Origin of the sequence: Amycolatopsis sp. lyj-108 (assembly GCF_046549005.1) — a bacterium.
Classification (GTDB): Bacteria; Actinomycetota; Actinomycetes; order Mycobacteriales; family Pseudonocardiaceae; genus Amycolatopsis.
The window spans coordinates 70,879-90,933 of the sequence record NZ_JAJPWQ010000013.1 but is presented as its reverse complement, the minus strand read 5'-3'; the positions used below and the strand labels follow the sequence as shown (position 1 = coordinate 90,933).

Below are 20,055 nucleotides of genomic sequence, written 5' to 3'. Positions count from 1 at the left end.
CTCGCCGCGGTATCGATCGGCGGGCGACGTTGCGACATTCGGTGAATATTCGCTGATGAGAACCGGATGAATTCGGGTTCCGCCCCGGCGAGGTGATCACGGAAAACGTAGAACACTTCGGCACCTCTCACACTGAAGAGTGAGAGGTGCCGAAGGTCCTTCGGCTGGACGGTGTAACGCGGACATGGTCCACGTAGGCCGGATTCGCGGTAACAGCCCGTTGAGCGCCTTGACATGGAGCGTTCGGGTCGCGCGCTAACGAAATGCGGATCTTTCCGTCTTTCCAGGAAGCCCACAGGAATTCCGGCTCCCGCCGGGTCTCGAAAGGGAAGTCCATGTCGCGAAGACCATTTTTCGTCGTTCTGACCGCCGTCACGGCGATGCTCGCGTCCACCGCGGTCGCCGCCGCGGCCCCGCCGGGAGTCGACCCGGCCACGGTCGATCTCACCCTGAACGCGGGGCAGAGCACGACCGTGACCAAGAACGTGACGACCTCGGCGGTGCCGCCGAATCCCGACCTCGTCCTGCTCGCGGACACCACGGGCAGCATGGGCGGGCCGATCGGCAACGTACGGTCGAACGCCGGCGCCATCACCGGCGACGTGCTCGCCGCGCAGCCGACCGCGCAGTTCGGCGTCGCCGAGTACAAGGACTTCACCGATTCGGTGCCGTTCAAGGTCAACCAGGGCATCACCGGGGACACGGCCGCGGTGCAGGCGGGGATCAACCAGTGGGCGGCAGCGGGCGGCGGGGACACGCCGGAGGCGAACCTGAACGCCCTGTACCAGCTGGCCTCCGGCGCGGTCGCCTTCCGGCCGGACGGCACCCGCATCATCGCCTGGTTCGGTGACGCGCCCTCGCACGATCCGAGCGGCGGGCACACGCTGGCCCAGACCATCGCGGCGCTGCAGGCGGCGAAGATCCGCGTGGTCGCCGTCAACGTCGGCAACCTCGATGCCACCGGACAGGCCACCGCCATCACCTCGGCCACGGGCGGCGTACTGCTGAACAACGTCCCGGCCGGTCAGGTCTCCCAGGCCATCCTGGACGGCATCAAATCCATCGAGGTCACCGTGACCCCGAAGGTGACCAGCTGCGACCCGCAGCTCACGGTCACCAACGATCCCGGCAGTGTCAAGGTGGCCAGCGGCGACGTCGCCACGTTCACCGAGACGATCACGGCGTCGGCAGGCGCCGCTCCCGGCACCTACCAGTGCGTCGTCGACTACCAGGTCGACGGTGTGTCGCGCGGGTACATCGAGACCACGACCGTGCGCGTGCTCGGGTTGAGCATCGACGACGTGACGGTCAACGAGGGTTCCGGGGGAGCGCAGGTACCGGCGACGTTCACGGTGTCGCTGCTCGGCGGTCCCAGCCCGAATCCGGTGACGGTCCAGTACGCGACGGCGAACGGCACCGCGACGGCGCCCGCCGACTACGCGGCAGCGAATGGGATTGTCACGTTCGCACCGGGACAGACGACCAGACCGGTGACGGTCCTGGTCAACCCGGACACCGTCGACGAGCCGAACGAGACGTTCACGGTGAACCTCTCGGCCCCGTCGGGCGCCGGTCTCATCGACGCGACCGGGGTCGGCACGATCGTCGACGACGACCGTGACGGCGTCTTCTCCTGCACGGGTACCGCGGCGAACGTCCTCGGCGTGACCGCGGCGCGGGCCAACCCGGCGAACCTGCCTTGTGCCGACGACAGCAGCACCGTCGCCGCCGCGACGCTGAACGCCGGCCTGATCAAGGTGGAGACCAAGGTGCTGACCGCGTCGACCGATCTCACGCCGGACGACCAGTCGGCGGCTCCGGCCGCGGGCGATCGCGCGCTGGCGTCGGCCAAGATCGACAAGACGGTGATCAGCACGCTCGGGCTGACCGTCGAACTCGGCGTGATCCAGTCGCAGGCCACGGCGACCTGTCAGCCGTCGGCGGGCGGGCTCGCCCCGGTGCTGGCGGGCAGTTCGAACGTCGCTTCGCTCAGGATCAACGGCGAGTCGATCACGGTGGGCTCGGCGCCGCTGACCATTCCGCTGGTCATCGGCTCGCTGAAGCTCAACGGCCAGACCGTGGCGAACGGCGTCGTGAAGCAGCAGGCCGTCGCACTGGACACCGCGCTCGCGAAGATCGTGCTCGCGGAGTCCCAGGCCGACGTGCACGGAACCTCGGCGCATCCGGCGGGTAACCCCTGCCGTCGCTGAGCCGGTGAGTCCCGTCGGGGCGGACGGATCCTCGTCCGCCCCGACGGGACAAGCCGTCCGGTGGCTCAGGGGAGGGCTTTGACCACGGCCGCGGTGGCTTGAGCGAGGAGCTTGTTGTCGATTTTCGCGTCCTTGGCGGACCGGTCGGTCAGGATCGAGATGACGATCGGCGCCCGGTTCGGCGGCCACACGACGCCGATGTCGTTGCGCGTCCCGTAAGACGCGGTACCGGTCTTGTCGGCGACCGGCCAGCCGGGGACGCCTGCCCGGATGTTCTGGTCGCCGGTGGTGCTGGCGCGCATCATGTCGACCAGGATCTTGCGTTTGTCCTCGGGAAGGGCGTCGCCGAGGGCGAACGCGCGCAGGCTCGCGGCGAGAGCACGGGGCGTGCTGGTGTCCCGAGGGTCGCCGGGCGCGGTGTCGTTGAGTTCGGGTTCGATCCGGTCGGCGTGGCTCGTGGTGTCGCCGATGCCGCGCAGCACCGCGTTGAGACCTTCGGGGCCGCCGAGTTCGCGGAAGAGCAGGTTGCCGCCGGTGTTGTCGCTGTACCGGAGGGTCGCGTCCATGACGGCGCGCAGCGGCAAGCCCGTCCCGACGTGCTTCTCCGTGACCGGCGAATTGACGACCACGTCCTTTTGGCCGTAGGTCACCGTGCGGTCCAGGTCGGCGATCGACGTCCGCTGCAGAACGCCGCCGGCACTGAACACCTTGTGCGTCGAGGCGTAGGCGAACCGTTCGTCGGCGCGGAAGGCGACCTCGCGGCCGTTCGCGGTGTCCACCGCGTACACCCCGAGACGGGCGGCGAAAGCACGTTCGAGCTGTTCGAAGCCGGCTCGGTCGACCGAAGCGGCCGGAGTGGCGGCGGGCGGTTGCGCGGGAGCGGGAGTGGAGCACGAGGCGAGTGACACGACCGAGAGCGCCAGCAGGGCGGCCCAGCGGCGAGAAGTGACGGACACGGTGATTCCTTTCAAGATCATTCGATGTCCGCAGTCTGTCCAGCGCCGGTCATGCTGTCCAAGACACAAATGACCTGTTTCATGCGAAATCCGCATAGCATGTGGTCGTGGACCTGATCGGCAGCTGCCGGGCGTTCGTGAGCGTGAGTGAGGCCGGGACCTTCACCGCGGGAGCCGCGATCGCCCGCATTCCCCAACCGGTGGCGAGCCGCCGGATCGCCGCGCTGGAACGGCATTTCGGCGAGCGGCTGTTCGACCGCTCCACCCGGCGCGCCCGGCTCACCCCGTTCGGCCGGGACATGCTGCCGTCCGCGAAACGCCTGGTGGCACTGGCCGACGCCATGGAACACGACGCGCAACGCGCCAAACTGCGGCCGCTACGGCTGGCGATGCCGGAAACCTGCACCGTCCGCGAGCTCGCCGAACTCGACGCGGCGGCGCGAGCGCTCGGCGTCTTCCTGGAGTTCCGGCAGGCCCCGCCGAGGGAACGGGCGGAACTCGTGCGTACGCAGGAGGTGCGCGCGGCGCTCACGGTCGTCCCCGCCGAAGAGGGCGGGTGGAAGGTGCCGCTCGGCCTGGCGAGCAGAGGGAAGCCACGGGCGGGCGCCCTGCACCTGGAAACGCTGCGGGTCGGCCGGTCGGGCCGCACGCCACGCCGGGTCTGGATCCAGCCCGAGGACGACGTGCCGCATATCCGCGACCGCCTGTTCCGGATCCGCGACTCGGTGGGGCTGCGGCCCGCGCAGGTGTCCGTCGCCGATTCGCTCACCGCGGCCGCGGCGGCCGTGTTCGGTTCGGACGATCTGTTGTTGTGCTCGCCCGCCCAGTCCGCCGAACTCGGCTTGGCCTGGCGGCCGCTCGGCGAGCTCCGGCTCGCGCGCGGATTCGAGATCACGGCGGGGCTCGGCGAGGACGCGCAGCGGCTCCGGGCACGATTGTGGCCGGACATCGCCCGATGTCTCGGCGCGGAGGAGACGACATGAACACCGAAACACTGCGCGCCGAACTGGACGACGGCGGCCTGCGCGGTTCGTTCCTGGTGCGGGATCTGCGGACCGGATACGAGATCGGCATCGACCCCGACCTGGAGTTCCCGAGCGCGTCGCTGGTGAAGATCCCGCTCGCCGCGGCGACCCTGGAGCGGATCCGCCGGGGCGAACTGGACGGTTCGGCGCCGATCGACGTCCAGCCCGGGCGGGCCACCGCGCCGGGACCGACCGGGCTGACCCGGTTCCGGCATCCGGCCAGGGTGGCGATCGACGACCTGCTCTACCTGAGCATGGCCATCAGCGACGAGACCGCGGCGGACGCGCTCTTCGCGCTGACACCGCCGGCCGAGGTCACCAGGATGACGCGCGAATGGGGCGTTTCCGGGATCACCGCGCGGCATCCGGCCGCGGACCTCAGCGACACCCCCGCCGAACGGTTCGACCCCACGGACGTCCACCTCGCGCACGCGCTCGCGATCAACGCGGGCACCGCCGGGCGAGGCCATCCCGTTCCGCAGCTCGACGTCACGCGCGCGAGCTCCGGTTCGGCCCGCGCGTTCGTGAACCTGCTCGAAGCGCTGTGGAAACCGTCCAAAGTGGACGAAGAGGTGGCGGCGCGGGTGCGCGAGCTCATGGGACTCAACCTGCTGCGTCAACGACTGAGCCCCGATTTCGTCTCCGACGCCACGAAATGGTCATCGAAGACGGGCACCGTACTGAACCTGCGGCACGAGGTCGGGGTGGTCGAACACGCCGACGGCGGGATGTACGCGATCGCCGCGCTGACCGCATCCCGGGTGCCCGCGGCGATCCAGCCGGAGGCCGAAGTCCTGATGGCCCGGGTGGCGCGGGCGTTGCGGGATCACCTGCGCGAGGGATGACCACCGCCTCGTGAGTGGTGAGGACGGTTAGTGAGGGGTAGAGCAACGGGATGCGTCGCGAAAGCCACTTTCGCGACGCCTGAGGTTCCGAAAGTGGCTTTCGCGACACGGCCTCCCCGCGGCCGCGAGCGAATCCCCGCGATCCGACACCTTTGAGTTACCCCTCAACAGAACCGTCCCTGCCACTCATGAGGTGTCGAGATCCTGCCATGTCGGGTATCCGCCAGCTCCGGGCCGTGTGGGAAACCTGATCACCCGTCTTTACTTCACGTACGGACGTCGGGGGCTCTTGTCGAAAGGGATCATGGTGATCGGTAGTACGAGAAAGACGCGGAGAGGCACGGTGGCCGTGGTCGCCGGTGCGTTCCTGGCCTCGGGCCTGGTACTGGCTCCCGCCGCGGGTGCGGCTCCCGCGGCCAAGGCCGACCCGGACACCGCGGCGCTCGCCGGCGCGCTGACCAAGCAGGCCGTGGCCTGGGGCGAGTGCTCGTTCCCCTCCGTCGCGCCGGCGACGGAAGCCGAACTGAAGAAGGTGAAGGGCCTCGCCTGCGCCACCATCCAGGTGCCGCGCGACTGGCACAACCCGCAGGACGGCAACACGATCGGCGTCCGCGTCTCCAAGACCGCGACCGCCTACCCCGGCACCGGCAGGCAGGGCATCGCGCTGGTCAACCCGGGCGGACCCGGTGGCGAGGGCCTGCCGTGGGGCGCCGCGATGGCGATGCGCAGCCCTGTGCTGGCCTCGCAGTACGACTTCGTCGGTTTCGATCCCCGCGGTGTCGGCCAGAGCACTCCGCTGACCTGTAGCTACACCGTCCCGGACAGCACGGATCAGAACGTGATCAGCCGGGCCAAGGTCGAAGGCTGCCTGAAGAACCCGCTGACGAAGTTCATCACCACCGAGCAGACCGCGTATGACATGGACTTCATCCGGGTGCTGCTCGGGGAGAAGAAGACCAGCTACATCGGCTACTCGTACGGCACGTGGCTGGGCACTTGGTACGCCACCACGTTCCCGAGCAAGGCGCACCGGTTCCTGCTCGACTCCTCGACCGACGCGAGCCGTTCGACGCTGGAGAAGACGTGGGATCTCCAGCCGCGCAGCCGTGACCGCCAGTTCCAGGAAGCGCTGCTGCCCTACATGGCGCGCAACGATGCCAAGTACAAGACGGGCACCGACCCGCTCGAGATCCGCCGCAACTGGGAGAAGGCGGGCGGCACCCGGGAGTTCGCGGGCATGCTCTACGCCGCGTGGTTCATCATCCCGGCGATGTACGACACCTCCCAGTACCCGTCCGCGGCCTCGATGGTGGCCGCGCTGGCGAAGGGACCGGCGCCCACCGGGACCGACGCGGAGAAGCTCGAGCAGGTCGTCGCGAAGGCACTGGCCACGCCCGGTCTGACCGACGCGAACAAGGCGTTCCTGAACAAGGCGAAGGGCAACGCCCTGGAGGCCATCGCGAAGAAGGACTCGGTCGAGCGCAAGGCTTCCTACCAGGGCGGCGCCGAGGTCGAGACCTGGGACGCGGCGTTCGAGGCGATCCGGTGCCAGGACGGCCAGTGGAACCAGAATCTCCACTATTGGAATTACTGGCAGGCCGACCTGACCGTGAACGCGCCGTTCATCGCGCCGATCATGGCCCTCTCGGGTGCGCCGCTGTGCGCGTTCTGGCCGACCACCAACGCCAAGCCGGCGCCGGAGGAGAAGACGTTCCCGAAGCTGCTGATCGCGCAGACCGAACTCGACGCGGCCACGCCGTACGAGGGCGCGCTCGCCACCGCGAACGGCCTGCCGGGCGCCAAGATGATCAGTGTCGACAACGAAGGCAGCCACGGGATCTTCCCGTACAACACCGACTGCGTCGACGACCCGATCGTCGCCTACTTCCAGACCGGTCTCACGCCGAAGAAGAAGTTCACCGGCTGCCAGGGGCTGCCCCTGCCGGGTGAGGACAAGACGGCCGAGGTCGGCGGTCACCTCGGGCACGACGGGAAGATCAAGATCAAGATGATCACGCCCCAGGTCCGCAAGGCGAACGAGATCGTCCGTGAGCTGCTCGAAGGCGCCGCGACCCCGGCGGCCGACGAGAAGGGGATGCCCGCCAACGCCTAGTCTCCGAAAGCGCTGAACAGAGGCTCCCGCGAGCCCGATCCGGTTCGCGGGAGCCTCTTCGGCGTGCCTCCACCGGGATCTGTGATCCTTTCGTTACTGGTCCAGCCGCACGATTCCGGCGCTAACCCCCTCAAGAGCAGTGAACGGAAGCAGCGATACCGCGAGGCGTGACATCGATGTCACGCCTGTCGATCCTGGGGTGGGGGAGGAGAAGCGTCATGCTCGCCGAGTCGCGGGGCCTGTCGATGGAGGCCGAGCAGCTGTACCGGGCCTTGCTGGACGGGCGCCCGATCACGCCCGGCGCCGAGCTGGCGGAGCTGGAGCGGTTCGGTCTGGTCCGGGCGGGCGCCTCCGGGGTCGAGGTGCGTCCGCCGCGTGCGGCACTGTCGGCGTTCGCGGCGCAGCACGAGGCCGCGGCCGTCCGCGCGCGGGAAGCGGCCGAGGTACTCGGCGCCGCCTACTCCTTGCGGACCGGCCGGGACGCGGATTTCGTCGAGGTGCTGCGCAGCCGCGACGAGGTGATCGCCACCTTCGAGGCCATGCAGACGCAGGCGAGCGTGGACATCGTCGCCCTGGACCCCGGGTCGTACATGAGCCCGAAAGCCGAGGTGAGCACGGTGCAGCCGGGTTCGATGGCGCGGGGCATCGCGTACCGCGTCGTCTACGACTCGTCCGTGCTGCAGGACGATGACGGATTCGCCCAGGTGCAGTCGAGTATCGCACTGGGGGAGCAGGCCAGGGTGTTCCCGAGGCTGCCCTTGAAGCTGGTGATCGCCGACAGCAAGCGGGCGCTGATCGCCGTCCCGAACTCCGACGCCGGTGACGTGCTCGCCCTGCTGATCCATCCGTCGATGATGTTGAGCGCGCTGATCGAGTTGTTCGCATCGTTCTGGCGGATGGGTGTGCCGGTGCGGGCGGGTGGTCCGGACGACGCCGAAGCCGCCCAGGAACCGACAGTCGCCACTCGCCGTCTGCTCGCGCTGTTGAGCGGAGGCCTGACGGACGAGGCGATCGCGCGCGAGCTCGGCATCAGCGAACGCACGGTGCTCCGGCGGATCAGCCGCTTGCAGCAATTGCTGGGCGCGCAGACGCGATTCCAGCTGGGAGTACAGGCGTCGCGCCAAGGCTGGCTGTGAATCGCGTTTCTGTGGTGTGGGCACCAAGGCCGACGCCGGAAATTGTCACGCGAGAATGGGGTCGCGTCTCGCGGGTGGTAAGTGTCCTTAGAGCCGACCGTGCCGTCCATGCAGTCACGCGAAACCGCAAGCTCGGTACAGGTAGTCATGAGAACTATTGAGCTGAAAGTCAGGGACCACATCGCCGGGTAGTGAGGGCCTCCTTCCCTACCTTCAGGGTAGGGAAGGAGGCCCTCACTACGTCCTGGCTGGGGGTGGGCGCTTCGGAGTACATGAAGGACCCCTTCCTGTACCTAGGCGCAAGGAAGGGGTCCTTCATGTACTTGGGGTAGGAGGCCCTCACGGACCTGCGGTTCAGGCGTCCGTGGGAGCCGTCCTTACCGCTCACGAGGAGGGGAAATGGGCCCGACGCTCCTCATGATCGCGTTAGGGGCGTTCGTCACCACCCTCGACAACACGATCGTCGCGGCGGGCGCGCCGTCGATCGCCCGGGATCTCGGCCTCGATCTGCCCACGCTGCAATGGGTGAGCATCGGCTACATGCTCCCGTTCGCCGGGCTGCTCCCAGTGGCGGGCACGATGGTGGACCGGTGGGGCCAGGCCGCGACGCTGCGGGCCGGGCTGCTCGCGTTCGGGGTCGGCGCGGCGGCCGGCGGGCTGGCCACGACGGCTTGGCTCGTCATCTCCGCGCGGGTACTGCAGGGCGCCGCCGCGGCGTTCCTGGTCCCGGCCCTGCTCAGCCTGCTGCGCACCAATCTCGACGCGCGAGGACGGGCGGTCGGGGCGACGGTGTGGACCGCCTGTCTCGCCGCCGCGCTCGCGCTCGGTCCGACGCTCGGCGGGGTGCTGAGCGAATATTGGGCCTGGGGCTGGATCTTCTTCGTCAATCTCCCGTTCGTGGCGGCGATGCTGCTGCTGTCGCGTACGGTCGCCCTCGCGGATCGCGATCCGGCGGCCGGGCGGCCTGCCGTGCTGTCCATGCTGGTGGTGACCGCGGGGATGGTCCTGATCACCGCCGCCGTGGTGGAGCTGGGCGAGGGCGGCGCGCTGCTGTCCGCAGTGTTCGGCGTCGCGGGGACGGGCTTCGCGATCTGGTTCGTGTTCAGGGAAAGACGCGCGCGCGTGCGGCTGGTACCGGTGGAGCTGACCGGTCAGCGGGTCTTCGCCGGCGCCCTCACCGTGCAGTTGCTGTGGGGATTGGGCGTTTCGGGCGTCTTCTTCTTCACGCCGTTGCTGCACCAGGAATCCCTCGGGCTAGGGCCGTTGCACGCCGGATTGCCGCTGGTCGTGGTGGCGGTGGCGGTCGTCGCCGCGACGCCGCTGGTGCCGTGGACCGTACCGCGGTTCGGTCCACATCGGACTGTCGCGGCGGGGCTGGCGACGGTGGCCGCGGGACTGCTGGCGATCGCGGCGGTCAACCACGTGCCGGAAATCCTTCCGCGGATCCCCGGGTTGGTGCTGATCGGTGCCGGATCGGCCCTGACCACACCGTTGACCTCGTACGCGCTGGAAATCGTGGCGGAGCGGCACGCGGGCACCGCGTCCGGGCTGCTCACCGCGTCGCGTGAACTGTCGAGCGCGCTGGGCGTCGCGCTGATCGGGGCGGTGCTGGCGGTGGTCCGCACGGCCCGGCTCGACGAGGGCGCCGCGTCCGCGTTGGCGAGTGGTTACACGGCGGGCCTGCTGACGGCGGCGGGGCTGGAACTCGCCGGCGCGTTCCTCGCGCTCCGGTTGCTGAACCCCCGGCCGGGCCGAAGTTCGTCCCGAAGTGACAAGCCGGGTGCCCCCTTTCTCTCTTCCCGGTGAGCACGTCGGCATCGCCGTCGGCGTTTCACCGTCCTTTCATTGACACTCTTCCCGCGGTATCCATACAGTTCCGGGCAGATAAAGAACGGTCTCCGGAATGGAATCCGCTTTCGGCAACGGTGCCGTTCCGAATTCACCCGCTCCTGCTCACGTCGTCAAACGAGGGGCCATGGAAACCATTTCGGAATCGGCCGTCGCCGCCTGCGAGCCGGACGACGCGCGCGGCGGCGAGTCGTTCGCGACACTGCTGAGGTACTGGGCGTGGCGGCTCGGCGACGAGGTCGCCGTGACCTATCTCGACCATCGCGCCGGAGCGGACGGCCGGGCGGTCACCGTGTCCTGGCGCGAACTCGACGACCGGGTCGACGTCCTCGCCACCCGGCTGACGTCTTTCACCGCCCCGGGGGACCGGGCGGCGATCCTGGCGCGGCAGTCCGTCGACTACGTCGTCGCCTTCCTCGGCGCGATCCGCGCCGGGCTGGTGGCGGTCCCGCTGTTCGCCCCGGACCTCCCGGGGCATGCGGGCAGGCTGGCCGCCGTGCTCGCCGACTGCGCGCCGCGGGTCGTCCTCACCACCGCCGACGGGCTCGACACCACCGCCGGTTTCCTTTCCTCGACGGACATCGAGCGCCCCGCCGTGCTCGCCGTCGACACCCCGACTCCGGTCGCGGCCGGTGATCGTTCCTGGCCGCGACCGGAACCAGACGGACTGGCGTACCTGCAGTACACGTCCGGTTCCACGCGGACGCCGGCGGGGGTGATGCTGACCCACCGCAACGCGCTCACCAACGCCCGCCAGGCTTGCGACGCCTACTCGATCGAGACGGGGACGACGTCCACCGTCAGCTGGCTGCCGCTCTTCCACGACATGGGCCTGATCCTCGGGATCGGCGCGCCGATGGCGGCGGGCGCGGCGTCGGTCCTGATGGATCCGCTCGCGTTCCTCGAACGGCCGTCACGCTGGTTGCGCGCCCTCTCCGCCAGCCCCGGCGCGATCAGCGCGGCACCCAATTTCGCCTACGCCTACAGCGCTTCCCGGGTGACCGAGGACGAGAAGAGTTACCTCGAACTGAGCCGGGTCGTCTCGTTGATCAACGGTAGCGAGCCGGTCCTGCCCGCGACCATCGCGAAGTTCCACGGCGCTTTCGAGGACTGCGGGCTGCGGCCCGAGGTGCATCGCTCGTCCTACGGGCTGGCCGAGGCCACCGTGCTCGTCTCCGTCACCGAAGCGGGCAAGGCCCCGCGACAGGTCGCCTTCGACCGTGAGCGGCTCGCCGCCGGGCTGGCGACGCCCGCCCTCCCTGGCGCGGTGTCCACCACGCTCGTCTCCTGCGGATTTCCGGCGGGGCAACGGGTCCGCATCGCCGACCCGGTCACCGGCGCGCTCGTCGAACCGGGGCGGGTGGGGGAGATCCAGGTCAACGGCCCGAACGTCGGCGTGGGCTACTGGGGACGGCCCGCCGCGTCCGACGGTGTCTTCGGCCTGCCGCCGATCGATCCGGAGTCCGGCGCGGGCTGGCTCGCGACCGGGGACCTCGGCGTGCGCTACGAGGGCGAGCTGTTCATGACCGGCAGGCTCAAGGACCTCGTCATCGTCGACGGCCGCAACCACTACCCGCAGGACATCGAACAGACCGTGGAGACGCATCCCGCGGTCCGGCCGCATTCCGCCGCGGCGTTCGCGATCGAGCGCGAAGACGGCGAAGTGGCGGTCGTGGTGGCGGAACGGGCCAAGGGCGCCGAGGCCGACATCGCCGTGGCGGCCGCGGAGATCCGGAGGGCGGTCTCGGCCGCGCACGGTCTGCGGCCGCACGACGTCGTCTTCCTCGCCCCTGGGGAGGTTCCGCGCACCTCCAGCGGCAAGATCAGCCGCGCCCTCTGCCGGAAGTCCTTTCTGGACGGTTCGCTGACCGCGCGGCGGCTCGGGTGACCGCGGAGATCCGCGCCTGGCTCGTCGCGCGGGTGGCGGAGCGGACCGGGCTGCCGGCGGATCAGGTCGACCCGGACCGCCCGCTGCACGAGAGCGGCCTTTCCTCCCGGGAGTCGATGGAGCTGGCGGCGGAGCTGGGCCGGTACCTCGGCCGTCCGCTGCCACCGACCCTCGTGTGGCAGTACCCGACGATCGCCGCTCTCGCCGCGCGTCTGTCCACAGTGGAGGAATCCCTGATCGCGGGCGGTGAAGGCCGCGAGGAGGAGCCGATCGCGATCGTCGGTGTCGGCTGCCGTCTGCCGGGCGGGGCGGACTCGCCGGAGCGGTATTGGCGGCTCCTGGACGACGGCCGTGACGGCATTCGCGAGGTCCCCGAAGGCCGATGGGACGGGTTCGAGGAGGACTTCGGCCGTGGCGGATTCCTCGGCGACATCGCCGGATTCGACGCCGCGTTCTTCGGCATCACCCCGGGTGAGGCCGAAACCATGGATCCCCAGCAGCGGATGCTGCTCGAAGTCGCCTGGGCGGCGCTGGAGCATGCCGGGATCCCGCCGTCCACCTTGCGGGGGACCAGGACCGGCGTGTTCGTCGGGCTCTCGGCCGGCGAGTACGGCCACTTGACGATGGCAGATCCCGCCACCGTCGACGTCTGGTCCGCCACCGGCGCCGCGACGAGCATCGCCGCCAACCGGCTTTCGTACCTGTTCGACCTGCGCGGGCCCAGCCTCACCCTGGACACCGCGTGCTCGTCTTCGCTGGTGGCGGTGCATCAGGCGGTGCAGAGCCTGCGCCGCGGTGAATGCGGGACGGCGCTCGTCGCCGGGGTGAACCTCCTGCTCTCACCCGCCGTCACCGCGTCCTTCCGGCGTGCCGGGGTGCTGGCCCCGGACGGGCACTGCAAACCGTTCGATGCCGACGCCGACGGCATCGCCCGCGGTGAAGGCTGTGGTGTGGTCGTGCTCAGGCCGCTGAAGGCCGCTCGCCGCGCGGGGGACCGGGTGCTCGCCGTGATCCGCGGCAGCGCGGTCAACTCCGACGGCCGGTCCAACGGTCTCGTCGCGCCCAGCCCCGGCGCGCAGGCCGACCTGTTGCGTGACGCGTACGCGGCGGCGGGGGTCGAACCGTCCTCTGTGGACTACGTGGAGGCGCACGGGACCGGGACGGCCGTGGGGGATCCGATCGAGGCCGTCGCGCTCGGCGAGGTGCTCGGAGCAGGCCGCGAATCCGGCCGACCGCTCCTGATCGGGTCGGTGAAGGGTAATCTGGGCCATCTCGAAGGCGCGGCGGGGATGGCCGGGCTGATCAAGGTGGTCCTCGCGATGGTCCACCGGCGGCTGCCGCCGACCCCGCATCATCGCGCACCCAGTCCGCATATCGATTTCGCCGGTCTCGGCCTCCGGATGGTCGGCGCCGGGGCGGACTGGCCGCGGTACTCCGACGTCGTGCGGGCCGGGGTCTCGGCGTTCGGGTTCGGCGGCACCAACGCCCACGTCGTCCTCGAAGAGTGGCCCGCCGCGTCGTTCCCCGCTCGCGGGACGGACGCCGAGGGCCCGCGGGTCTTGGCGCTGTCGGCCCGATCGCCCGAGGTGCTTCGGGCGCGTGCCGCCGATCTGGCCGACTGGCTCGAAGACCCCGCCCATCGCGCGGTACCGCTCGACGCGGTCGCCACGACGCTGGCCAGGAGCCGGGACCATCTGCCGATCCGCGGCGCGGTGGTGGCCGGGGAACGCGACCGGGCCGCCGCCGCGCTGCGGGAACTGGCCGCCGGACGCGACGGCGGTGACGTCGTCGCCGGCGAGGCCGGTCCCCTGCCCGACGTCGTGTTCGTCTTCTCCGGCTACGGCTCCCAGTGGCCCGGCATGGGCCGCCTCCTGCTGCGCTCCGAACCCGCCTTCCGTGCCGAGGTGGAGGCGCTCGACCCGGTCTTCCTGGCCGAAGCGGGATTTTCCTTGCGCGCGGTCTTCTCCGGCGAGCGCGACCTGCCGGACCTCGCCGCGACCCAGCTCGCGTTGTTCGGCATGCACCTCGCCCTCGCCGCGCTCTGGCGTGCGCACGGCGTCGTCCCGGCCGCGGTGGCCGGGCATTCGATGGGCGAGGTCGCGGCCGCCGTCGTCGCGGGAGCGCTGGACGTCACCGACGGCCTGCGCGTGATGGCCACGCGCGCCCGGCTGCTCGCCGAGGTCGACGCGTCCGGCGACGGCGCGATGGCGGTGGTCGAACTGTCCCCGGCCGAACTCGCCGAGCTGGAAGCGGAGTTCCCCGGGATCACCGTCGCGGTCTACGCCTCGCCGGTCCAGTGCACCGTCAGCGGTGGCGCCGAGCAGGTCGAGGCCCTGGTGTCGCATGTGGAGGGTCTCGGCAGGCTGGCGAAGCGGTTGCCGGTCGGAGGTGCCGGCCATTCGGAAGCCGTCGACACCGTCCTCGGCCGGTTCCGCGCCGAGCTCGACGGGCTTTCCCCGCGACCGGCGGAGATCCCCTGTTACAGCAGTGTTCTCGACGATCCACAGTGGTCACCGGTGTTCGACGTCGACTACTGGGCGGCGAATCTGCGCCGTCCGGTGCGGTTCAGCCAGGCGCTGGCGGCGGCGACCGCGGACGGGTACGGCGTATTCGTCGAGATCTCGCCGCATCCGGTCGCGCTGGCCGCGATCGAGCAGAGCACCGGCGCGCTCGCGCTGCCGTCGGCGAGCCGCCGGATCGACGAGCGGACGGCGTTCCTGACCTCGCTCGCCCGGCTCCACACCCTCGGACTGCCCGTGGTGCTCGACGGCGGCGGCCCCCGTCCGCTTCCGGTCGAGCTGCCCGGACCGCGCTGGCGGCACGAACGGTTCTGGCCGCGACGGACGGCCTCCCGGCCTGGATCCGTTGGCGCGCATCCGTTGCTGGGTGTCCACATCGAACAGCCGACCGGCGGTGGGCACCTGTGGCACGCGGACGTCGGGACAGCGGTGCAGCCGTGGCTGGCCGACCACGCGGCGATGGGGGTCCCGCTGTTCCCCGCCGCCGGTTTCCTGGAACTGGCGCTCGCGGCGGTGAAGACCGTCCTGCGGCCCGGCGGGCACCTGCGCATCAGCGGTCTCGAACTGCACCGCGTGCTCCCGCTCGCCGCGCACACCGAGGTGACGACCAGTCTGAGCACGGGTTCCGGACCGTCCGAAGTGGACGTCTACGCGCGGGCCGCGGACGGCGGCTGGGTCCGGCACGCGACCGCCCGCGTCCGCGACGGGAACACCGCGGTCGTGCCGTTCGGCCCGGTCGGCGGCGACGCCCGGCCGGTCGACCTCTACCAGGTGCTGGCCGCGGCCGGGCAGAGCTACGGTCCCGCTTTCCGTGGCCTGCGAGAGGTCCTGGCGGCGCCCGGCCGGGCCTCGGCGCGGATCACGCTGCCCGCAGGCCATCCCGCGTACGTCCTGCATCCGGTGGTCGCCGACGCCTGCTTGCACGCGCTGGCCGCGGCCGCCGGGGACGCGCTGCGCGAAGCCGACGGCGTCTTCCTGCCGCTGACCCTCGGCGAGATAATCCTCGCCGGTGATCCTCGGCGCGGTGTCCGGGTCGACGCCGTACTCGACTCGCTCGACCCGGCCGGTGACGGCCTGGTCGGCGGCGTCCAGCTGGTCGACGCCGACGACGTCGTCCTCGTCGAGTTCCGCGACGTCTACTGCCGCCGGTTCCAGCGTTCGGCACTGCCGGTCCCGATGACGGATCTGCTGTTCGAGACGGTCTGGCGGCAGGCCGAGCCTCCGGCGGCGAAACCGGGTCCGCACAGCTGGGTCGTCCTGGAGGACGGGTCGCCGTGGCCGGCGGCGTTGCGTGAACGACTCGCCGGAGACGAACTGGTGACGGTTCCGCTCGGGGATCGGGCCGCGCTGGCGGAGGTCCTGCGTTCCCGCGAAGTGACGGGAGTCCTCGCGTGGGTGGCCGCTTCGGACGCGCCCGACCCGATGCGGGCCGCGCGGAGTGTCGCCACGCTCTCCGGCGTCGTCGCCGAGCTGGCCGAAGCGGCGTCCGCTCCACGTTTGTGGCTGGTCAGCGCCGGCGCCTCGGCCGTCGAGCCCGGCGAACGCGGTGATCCCGGGCAGGCCTGGCTTCGCGGGCTGGTCCGTGTCCTCGCCTTCGAACACCCCGAGCTGCGCGCGAGCCAGGTCGACTTCGATGCCGAGCCGGATCCGGCACAGCTGTGGGTCGCCAGGTTGGCGGCGGAGCTCCACGCGGACGCGCCGGACGACGAGATCGCCTGGCGTGAGGGCGTCCGGTACACACGGCTGCTGGCCCGCCCGGACCTCGGCGAAGCCGGCCACGAAACCGTTGTCCGTGACGGCGCCTACGTGATCACCGGTGGTCTCGGCGGCCTCGGACTGGTCGCGGCGGACTGGCTGGCCGGACGCGGCGCGACCAGGCTCATCCTTTCCGGGCGACGTGGCGCGAGCCCCGCCGTCCTGGCGGACCTGCGTGCACTGGACGCGGACGTCCGCGTGGTGACGGGCGACATCGCCGAGCCGGGAACGGCCGAAGCGCTGGTCGTGGCCGCCACGGAAGGCGGTATGCCGTTGCGTGGCGTACTGCACGCGGCCGGTGTGCTGGTCGACGGTGCCGCCATCGCCGTCGACGAGGATGCCGTCGAGGCCGTCTGGCGCGCGAAAGCGCTGGGAGCGTGGAGATTGCACGAGGCCACGGTCGGACACGAACTCGACTGGTGGCTGACGTACTCGTCGGCGGCGGCGTTGTTCGGATCGCCGGGGCAGGCCGCGTACGCGACCGCGAACGCCTGGGTGGACGCGCTCGTCGAGTGGCGCCGGGCAGGCGGGTTACCGGCGGCGACCATCGGCTGGGGAGCCTGGGGTGAGGCGGGAGCGGCCGTCGGAAGCCGCAACCCGGTACTCGAACCGCTCGGCACGGATGAGGCGCTGGCGGCGATGGACGCCGTGCTGAACCGTGATCGCGGATCGACCGGCATCGCCCGCGTCGACGCCGGGACGGTACTGGCCCTGTTCCCGCGTCTGGCCGGACGACCGTTCTTCGAGATGCTGGTACCGAAGGAAGAACCGGATACCGGACCGTCCACTTGGGACGGGTTGGACGCGCTGCGTGCGGTCTTGCCGGAAGCGGCCCGCGAGATGCTGGCCGACTATCTCGCCGGTCTCGTCGCCGGGATGCTCGGCCTCGCCGCGGACGAGATCGACAGGCACGTCTCGCTCACCAGGCTCGGCCTGGACTCCCTCACCGCCATGCGTGCGAAGGGTGTCGTGGAACGCGATTTCGGCCTGCCGCTGCCGATTCCGTTGCTGTTGCGTGGCGCCAGCCTCGGTGAACTCGCCGATCACCTCGCCGACCAGGCAGGCTTCGGTGAGGGAGGCCCGCGGCCCGCCCGGCCGGCCGTGACCGTCGGACCGCGTGATCCGGCCGAACGCTGGATCGCCCGGCACTGGCAGGCGGAACTCGACGGTGCGGAACCCGGCGTCCACGACGACTTCTTCGCCGCGGGAGGCGACCACGAGGCGGCGAAGCGACTGCGCGCGGTGTTCGCCGGGCAGCTCGGCGCGGTCCCCGACGTCGACCTGCTCTTCGCCACGCCGACGATCGCCGCGATGGCCGATCTGCTGCGTGACCGGATCGAGGGACGCGGAGGCTGTCCGGTCCGGCCACTGCGCGAAGGCGGCGCGGATCCGGTGTTCCTGTTCCATCCGGCGGGCGGACCGACGAGCGTGTACGAGGGACTCGTCCGCCTCTTGCCGGAGGGCAGGCCCGTCTACGGGCTCGAACGGATCGACGAAGAGGACACCGTCGAGGACAAGGCCGAGTGTTATCTCGAGCTGATCCGCGAAATCCAGCCGCAGGGCCCGTATCGGCTGGGCGGCTGGTCGTTCGGCGGCTGCCTCGCCTACGAGACCGCCCGGCGGCTGAGCGCGGCGGGGGAGCGGGTCGATCTCGTGTTCATGATCGACAGCATCTTGCCCCTGCCCGCGCAGGGGAAGGCGGCGGACGAGATCCTGCTGGACCGGTTCGACCGGTTCGCCGAGCACGTCGAACGGATCTACGGTGTGCCGCTGGACATCCCGCGCGAGGACCTCGTCCGGCTCGGCGACGACGAACAGATCCGGCTCGTGATCAGCAGACTGGCCGCACAGGTCCCGGAGATGGGGCAGGGCGTGCTGCGGCATCAGTACGAGTCCTATGTGGACGCCCGGGTCGCCGAACGCTACCAGCCGGAACCCTATGCGGGGCCGGTGCTCCTGGTGCGCGCGCAGGAGCCGCATCCCCTGACCACCACCCTCGATCCGCGGTATCTGCGTACCGACGACGCCCTCGGCTGGGACGTCTTCTGCACGGATCTGGAAGTGGTGCGGGTGCCCGGCGATCACCTGTCGATGATCGACCCGCCGCACGTCGAAGTGGTCGCCGCCGAACTCTCCGCCCGGCTCGGGGCATCGAGGGCGGCGAGACCATGACCGATGCCCCGTTCGCGCCGACGACGGCGTTCCGGATCGCCGATCTCGCCGCCCGTCAGGACGAAGCCGTCCGGATCGCCGAGAAGCGGGCCGTCGACCGGCAGCACGCCAAGGGCAAGCTGACCGCGCGCGAACGCGTCGAGCTGTTGCTGGACCCGGGTTCCTTCGTCGAACTCGACCAGTTCGCCCGGCACCGGTGCACCGAGTTCGGGATGGACTCCAACCGGCCGTACGGCGACGGCGTGGTGACCGGCCACGGCACCGTCGACGGCAGGCAGATCTGCGTGTTCTCCCAGGACTTCACGGTCTTCGGCGGCAGCATGGGCGAAGTCTTCGGCGAGAAGGTCCTCAAGGTGATGGATCTGGCGATGACACTGGGCTGCCCCGTCGTCGGGATCAACGACTCCGGCGGTGCCCGGATCCAGGAAGGTGTCGTCTCGCTGGCCTATTACGCCGAGCTCGGCAGGCGCAACGCGCTGGCCTCCGGTGTCATCCCGCAGATCTCGCTGATCATGGGGCCCTGCGCCGGCGGGGCGGTCTACTCGCCGGCGATCACCGACTTCACCGTGATGGTCGACGAAACCGCGCACATGTTCGTCACCGGGCCGGATGTCGTGCACGCCGTCAGCGGCGAACGGATCACCGCCCAGCAGCTCGGCGGCGCCGCGGTGAACAGCGAGGTCTCCGGGAACGCCCACCACCGGGCGGCCGGCGAAGAGGACGCGATCGACTGGGTGCAGACGCTGCTCGGCTACCTGCCGTCCAACAACCTCGACGCCGTCCCGGAGTACGCCGACGAAACCGATCCCGAACTCACCGCCGCAGACCTCGAACTCGACCGGCTGGTGCCCGATTCGCTGAACCAGGTCTACGACATGACCGAGGTGATCGTCCGGCTCGTCGACGACGGCGACTTCATGGAGGTGCACAGCGGTTTCGCGCCGAACATGATCTGCGCGTTCGGCCGGGTGCGGGGCCGCACCGTCGGCGTCGTGGCCAACCAGCCGCGGCATCAGGCAGGCGTGATCGACATCGACGCCTCGGAGAAGGCCGCGCGGTTCGTGCGGTTCTGCGATGCCTTCAGCATCCCGATCCTCACCCTCGCCGACGTCCCCGGCTACCTTCCCGGCGAGGCGCAGGAACGGAACGGGATCATCCGCCGCGGCGCCAAACTGATCTACGCCTACGCCGAGGCGACCGTGCCGATGGTGACCGTGGTGATCCGCAAGGCCTACGGCGGCGGGTACGCGGTCATGGGGTCGAAGCATCTCGGCGCGGACGTCAACCTGGCCTGGCCCACCGCGGAGATCGCGGTGATGGGCGCCGAGGGCGCGGTGCGGGTGCTGCACCGGCACGAACTGGCCGCGCTGCCGCCGGAACAGCGCTCCGCCGAACGAAGGCGGCTCACCGAGGCGTACCGCGAACGGCATTCGAATCCTTACCTGGCAGCGGAACGCGGCTACGTCGACCAGGTCATCGCGCCGTCGCAGACCCGGCTGCAAGTGGCGCGGGCCCTGCACACGCTCCGGACGAAACGGCAGACCACCCCGTCGAGGAAACACGGAAACATCCCGTTGTGAGCGAGGAG

At 70.5% G+C, this 20,055-nt stretch carries 10 protein-coding genes; 9 read left to right on the top strand and 1 reads right to left on the bottom strand.

Features of this window, described 5'->3' with window-relative positions:
- Nucleotides 1–335: 335 nt before the first annotated feature.
- Complete coding sequence (locus ACLJO0_RS36065; RefSeq protein WP_410583636.1) at nucleotides 336–2,210, top strand: Calx-beta domain-containing protein; 1,875 nt, start codon at nucleotides 336–338, stop codon at nucleotides 2,208–2,210.
- Between the two features lie 65 nt (nucleotides 2,211–2,275).
- Here ACLJO0_RS36065 and bla read toward each other — a convergent pair whose 3' ends face one another.
- Nucleotides 2,276–3,187 carry a class A beta-lactamase gene (gene bla, locus ACLJO0_RS36060; protein ID WP_410583634.1) on the bottom strand — a complete coding sequence of 304 codons (912 nt, stop codon included), beginning with the start codon at nucleotides 3,185–3,187 and terminating at the stop codon, nucleotides 2,276–2,278.
- An 80-nt stretch (nucleotides 3,188–3,267) separates the two neighbouring features.
- Between bla and ACLJO0_RS36055 the strand changes: the two genes are divergently transcribed.
- The 8 genes from ACLJO0_RS36055 to ACLJO0_RS36020 all read left to right on the top strand — a co-directional run bounded on the left by ACLJO0_RS36055 (nucleotide 3,268) and on the right by ACLJO0_RS36020 (nucleotide 20,047).
- Nucleotides 3,268–4,149: a LysR family transcriptional regulator gene (locus tag ACLJO0_RS36055; RefSeq protein WP_410583632.1), complete on the top strand. Its 882-nt coding sequence runs from the start codon at nucleotides 3,268–3,270 to the stop codon at nucleotides 4,147–4,149.
- Nucleotides 4,146–5,036: a serine hydrolase gene (locus ACLJO0_RS36050; RefSeq protein WP_410583631.1), complete on the top strand. Its 891-nt coding sequence runs from the start codon at nucleotides 4,146–4,148 to the stop codon at nucleotides 5,034–5,036. Before ACLJO0_RS36055 ends, ACLJO0_RS36050 begins: the two co-directional genes overlap by 4 nt.
- Nucleotides 5,037–5,379: 343 nt before the next feature.
- On the top strand, nucleotides 5,380–7,149 hold the full coding sequence (locus ACLJO0_RS36045) for an alpha/beta hydrolase (protein WP_410583630.1): 1,770 nt from the start codon (nucleotides 5,380–5,382) through the stop codon (nucleotides 7,147–7,149).
- Between the two features lie 218 nt (nucleotides 7,150–7,367).
- The gene (locus ACLJO0_RS36040) at nucleotides 7,368–8,285 is read left to right on the top strand and encodes a helix-turn-helix transcriptional regulator (protein ID WP_125794488.1); all 918 of its coding nucleotides are present in this window, start codon (nucleotides 7,368–7,370) and stop codon (nucleotides 8,283–8,285) included.
- Between the two features lie 399 nt (nucleotides 8,286–8,684).
- The gene (locus ACLJO0_RS36035; protein WP_410583628.1) at nucleotides 8,685–10,091 is read left to right on the top strand and encodes an MFS transporter; all 1,407 of its coding nucleotides are present in this window, start codon (nucleotides 8,685–8,687) and stop codon (nucleotides 10,089–10,091) included.
- A 169-nt stretch (nucleotides 10,092–10,260) separates the two neighbouring features.
- Nucleotides 10,261–12,021 carry a fatty acyl-AMP ligase gene (locus tag ACLJO0_RS36030; protein ID WP_410583626.1) on the top strand — a complete coding sequence of 587 codons (1,761 nt, stop codon included), beginning with the start codon at nucleotides 10,261–10,263 and terminating at the stop codon, nucleotides 12,019–12,021.
- The gene (locus ACLJO0_RS36025) at nucleotides 12,018–18,467 is read left to right on the top strand and encodes an SDR family NAD(P)-dependent oxidoreductase (RefSeq protein WP_410583624.1); all 6,450 of its coding nucleotides are present in this window, start codon (nucleotides 12,018–12,020) and stop codon (nucleotides 18,465–18,467) included. The genes ACLJO0_RS36030 and ACLJO0_RS36025 overlap by 4 nt, the downstream gene beginning before the upstream one ends.
- Nucleotides 18,464–20,047 carry an acyl-CoA carboxylase subunit beta gene (locus ACLJO0_RS36020; protein WP_410583622.1) on the top strand — a complete coding sequence of 528 codons (1,584 nt, stop codon included), beginning with the start codon at nucleotides 18,464–18,466 and terminating at the stop codon, nucleotides 20,045–20,047. The genes ACLJO0_RS36025 and ACLJO0_RS36020 overlap by 4 nt, the downstream gene beginning before the upstream one ends.
- The last annotated feature ends 8 nt before the right edge of the window (nucleotides 20,048–20,055 follow it).

Bases quoted from the DNA above. Each gene is read 5' to 3' on its own strand.
- ACLJO0_RS36020 (WP_410583622.1), top strand. From the start codon at position 18,464: ATGACCGATGCCCCGTTCGCGCCGACGACGGCGTTCCGGATCGCCGAT.
- ACLJO0_RS36040 (WP_125794488.1), top strand. From the start codon at position 7,368: ATGCTCGCCGAGTCGCGGGGCCTGTCGATGGAGGCCGAGCAGCTGTAC.
- ACLJO0_RS36065 (WP_410583636.1), top strand. From the start codon at position 336: ATGTCGCGAAGACCATTTTTCGTCGTTCTGACCGCCGTCACGGCGATG.
- ACLJO0_RS36050 (WP_410583631.1), top strand. From the start codon at position 4,146: ATGAACACCGAAACACTGCGCGCCGAACTGGACGACGGCGGCCTGCGC.
- bla (WP_410583634.1), bottom strand. From the start codon at position 3,187: ATGATCTTGAAAGGAATCACCGTGTCCGTCACTTCTCGCCGCTGGGCC.
- ACLJO0_RS36030 (WP_410583626.1), top strand. From the start codon at position 10,261: ATGGAAACCATTTCGGAATCGGCCGTCGCCGCCTGCGAGCCGGACGAC.
- ACLJO0_RS36035 (WP_410583628.1), top strand. From the start codon at position 8,685: ATGGGCCCGACGCTCCTCATGATCGCGTTAGGGGCGTTCGTCACCACC.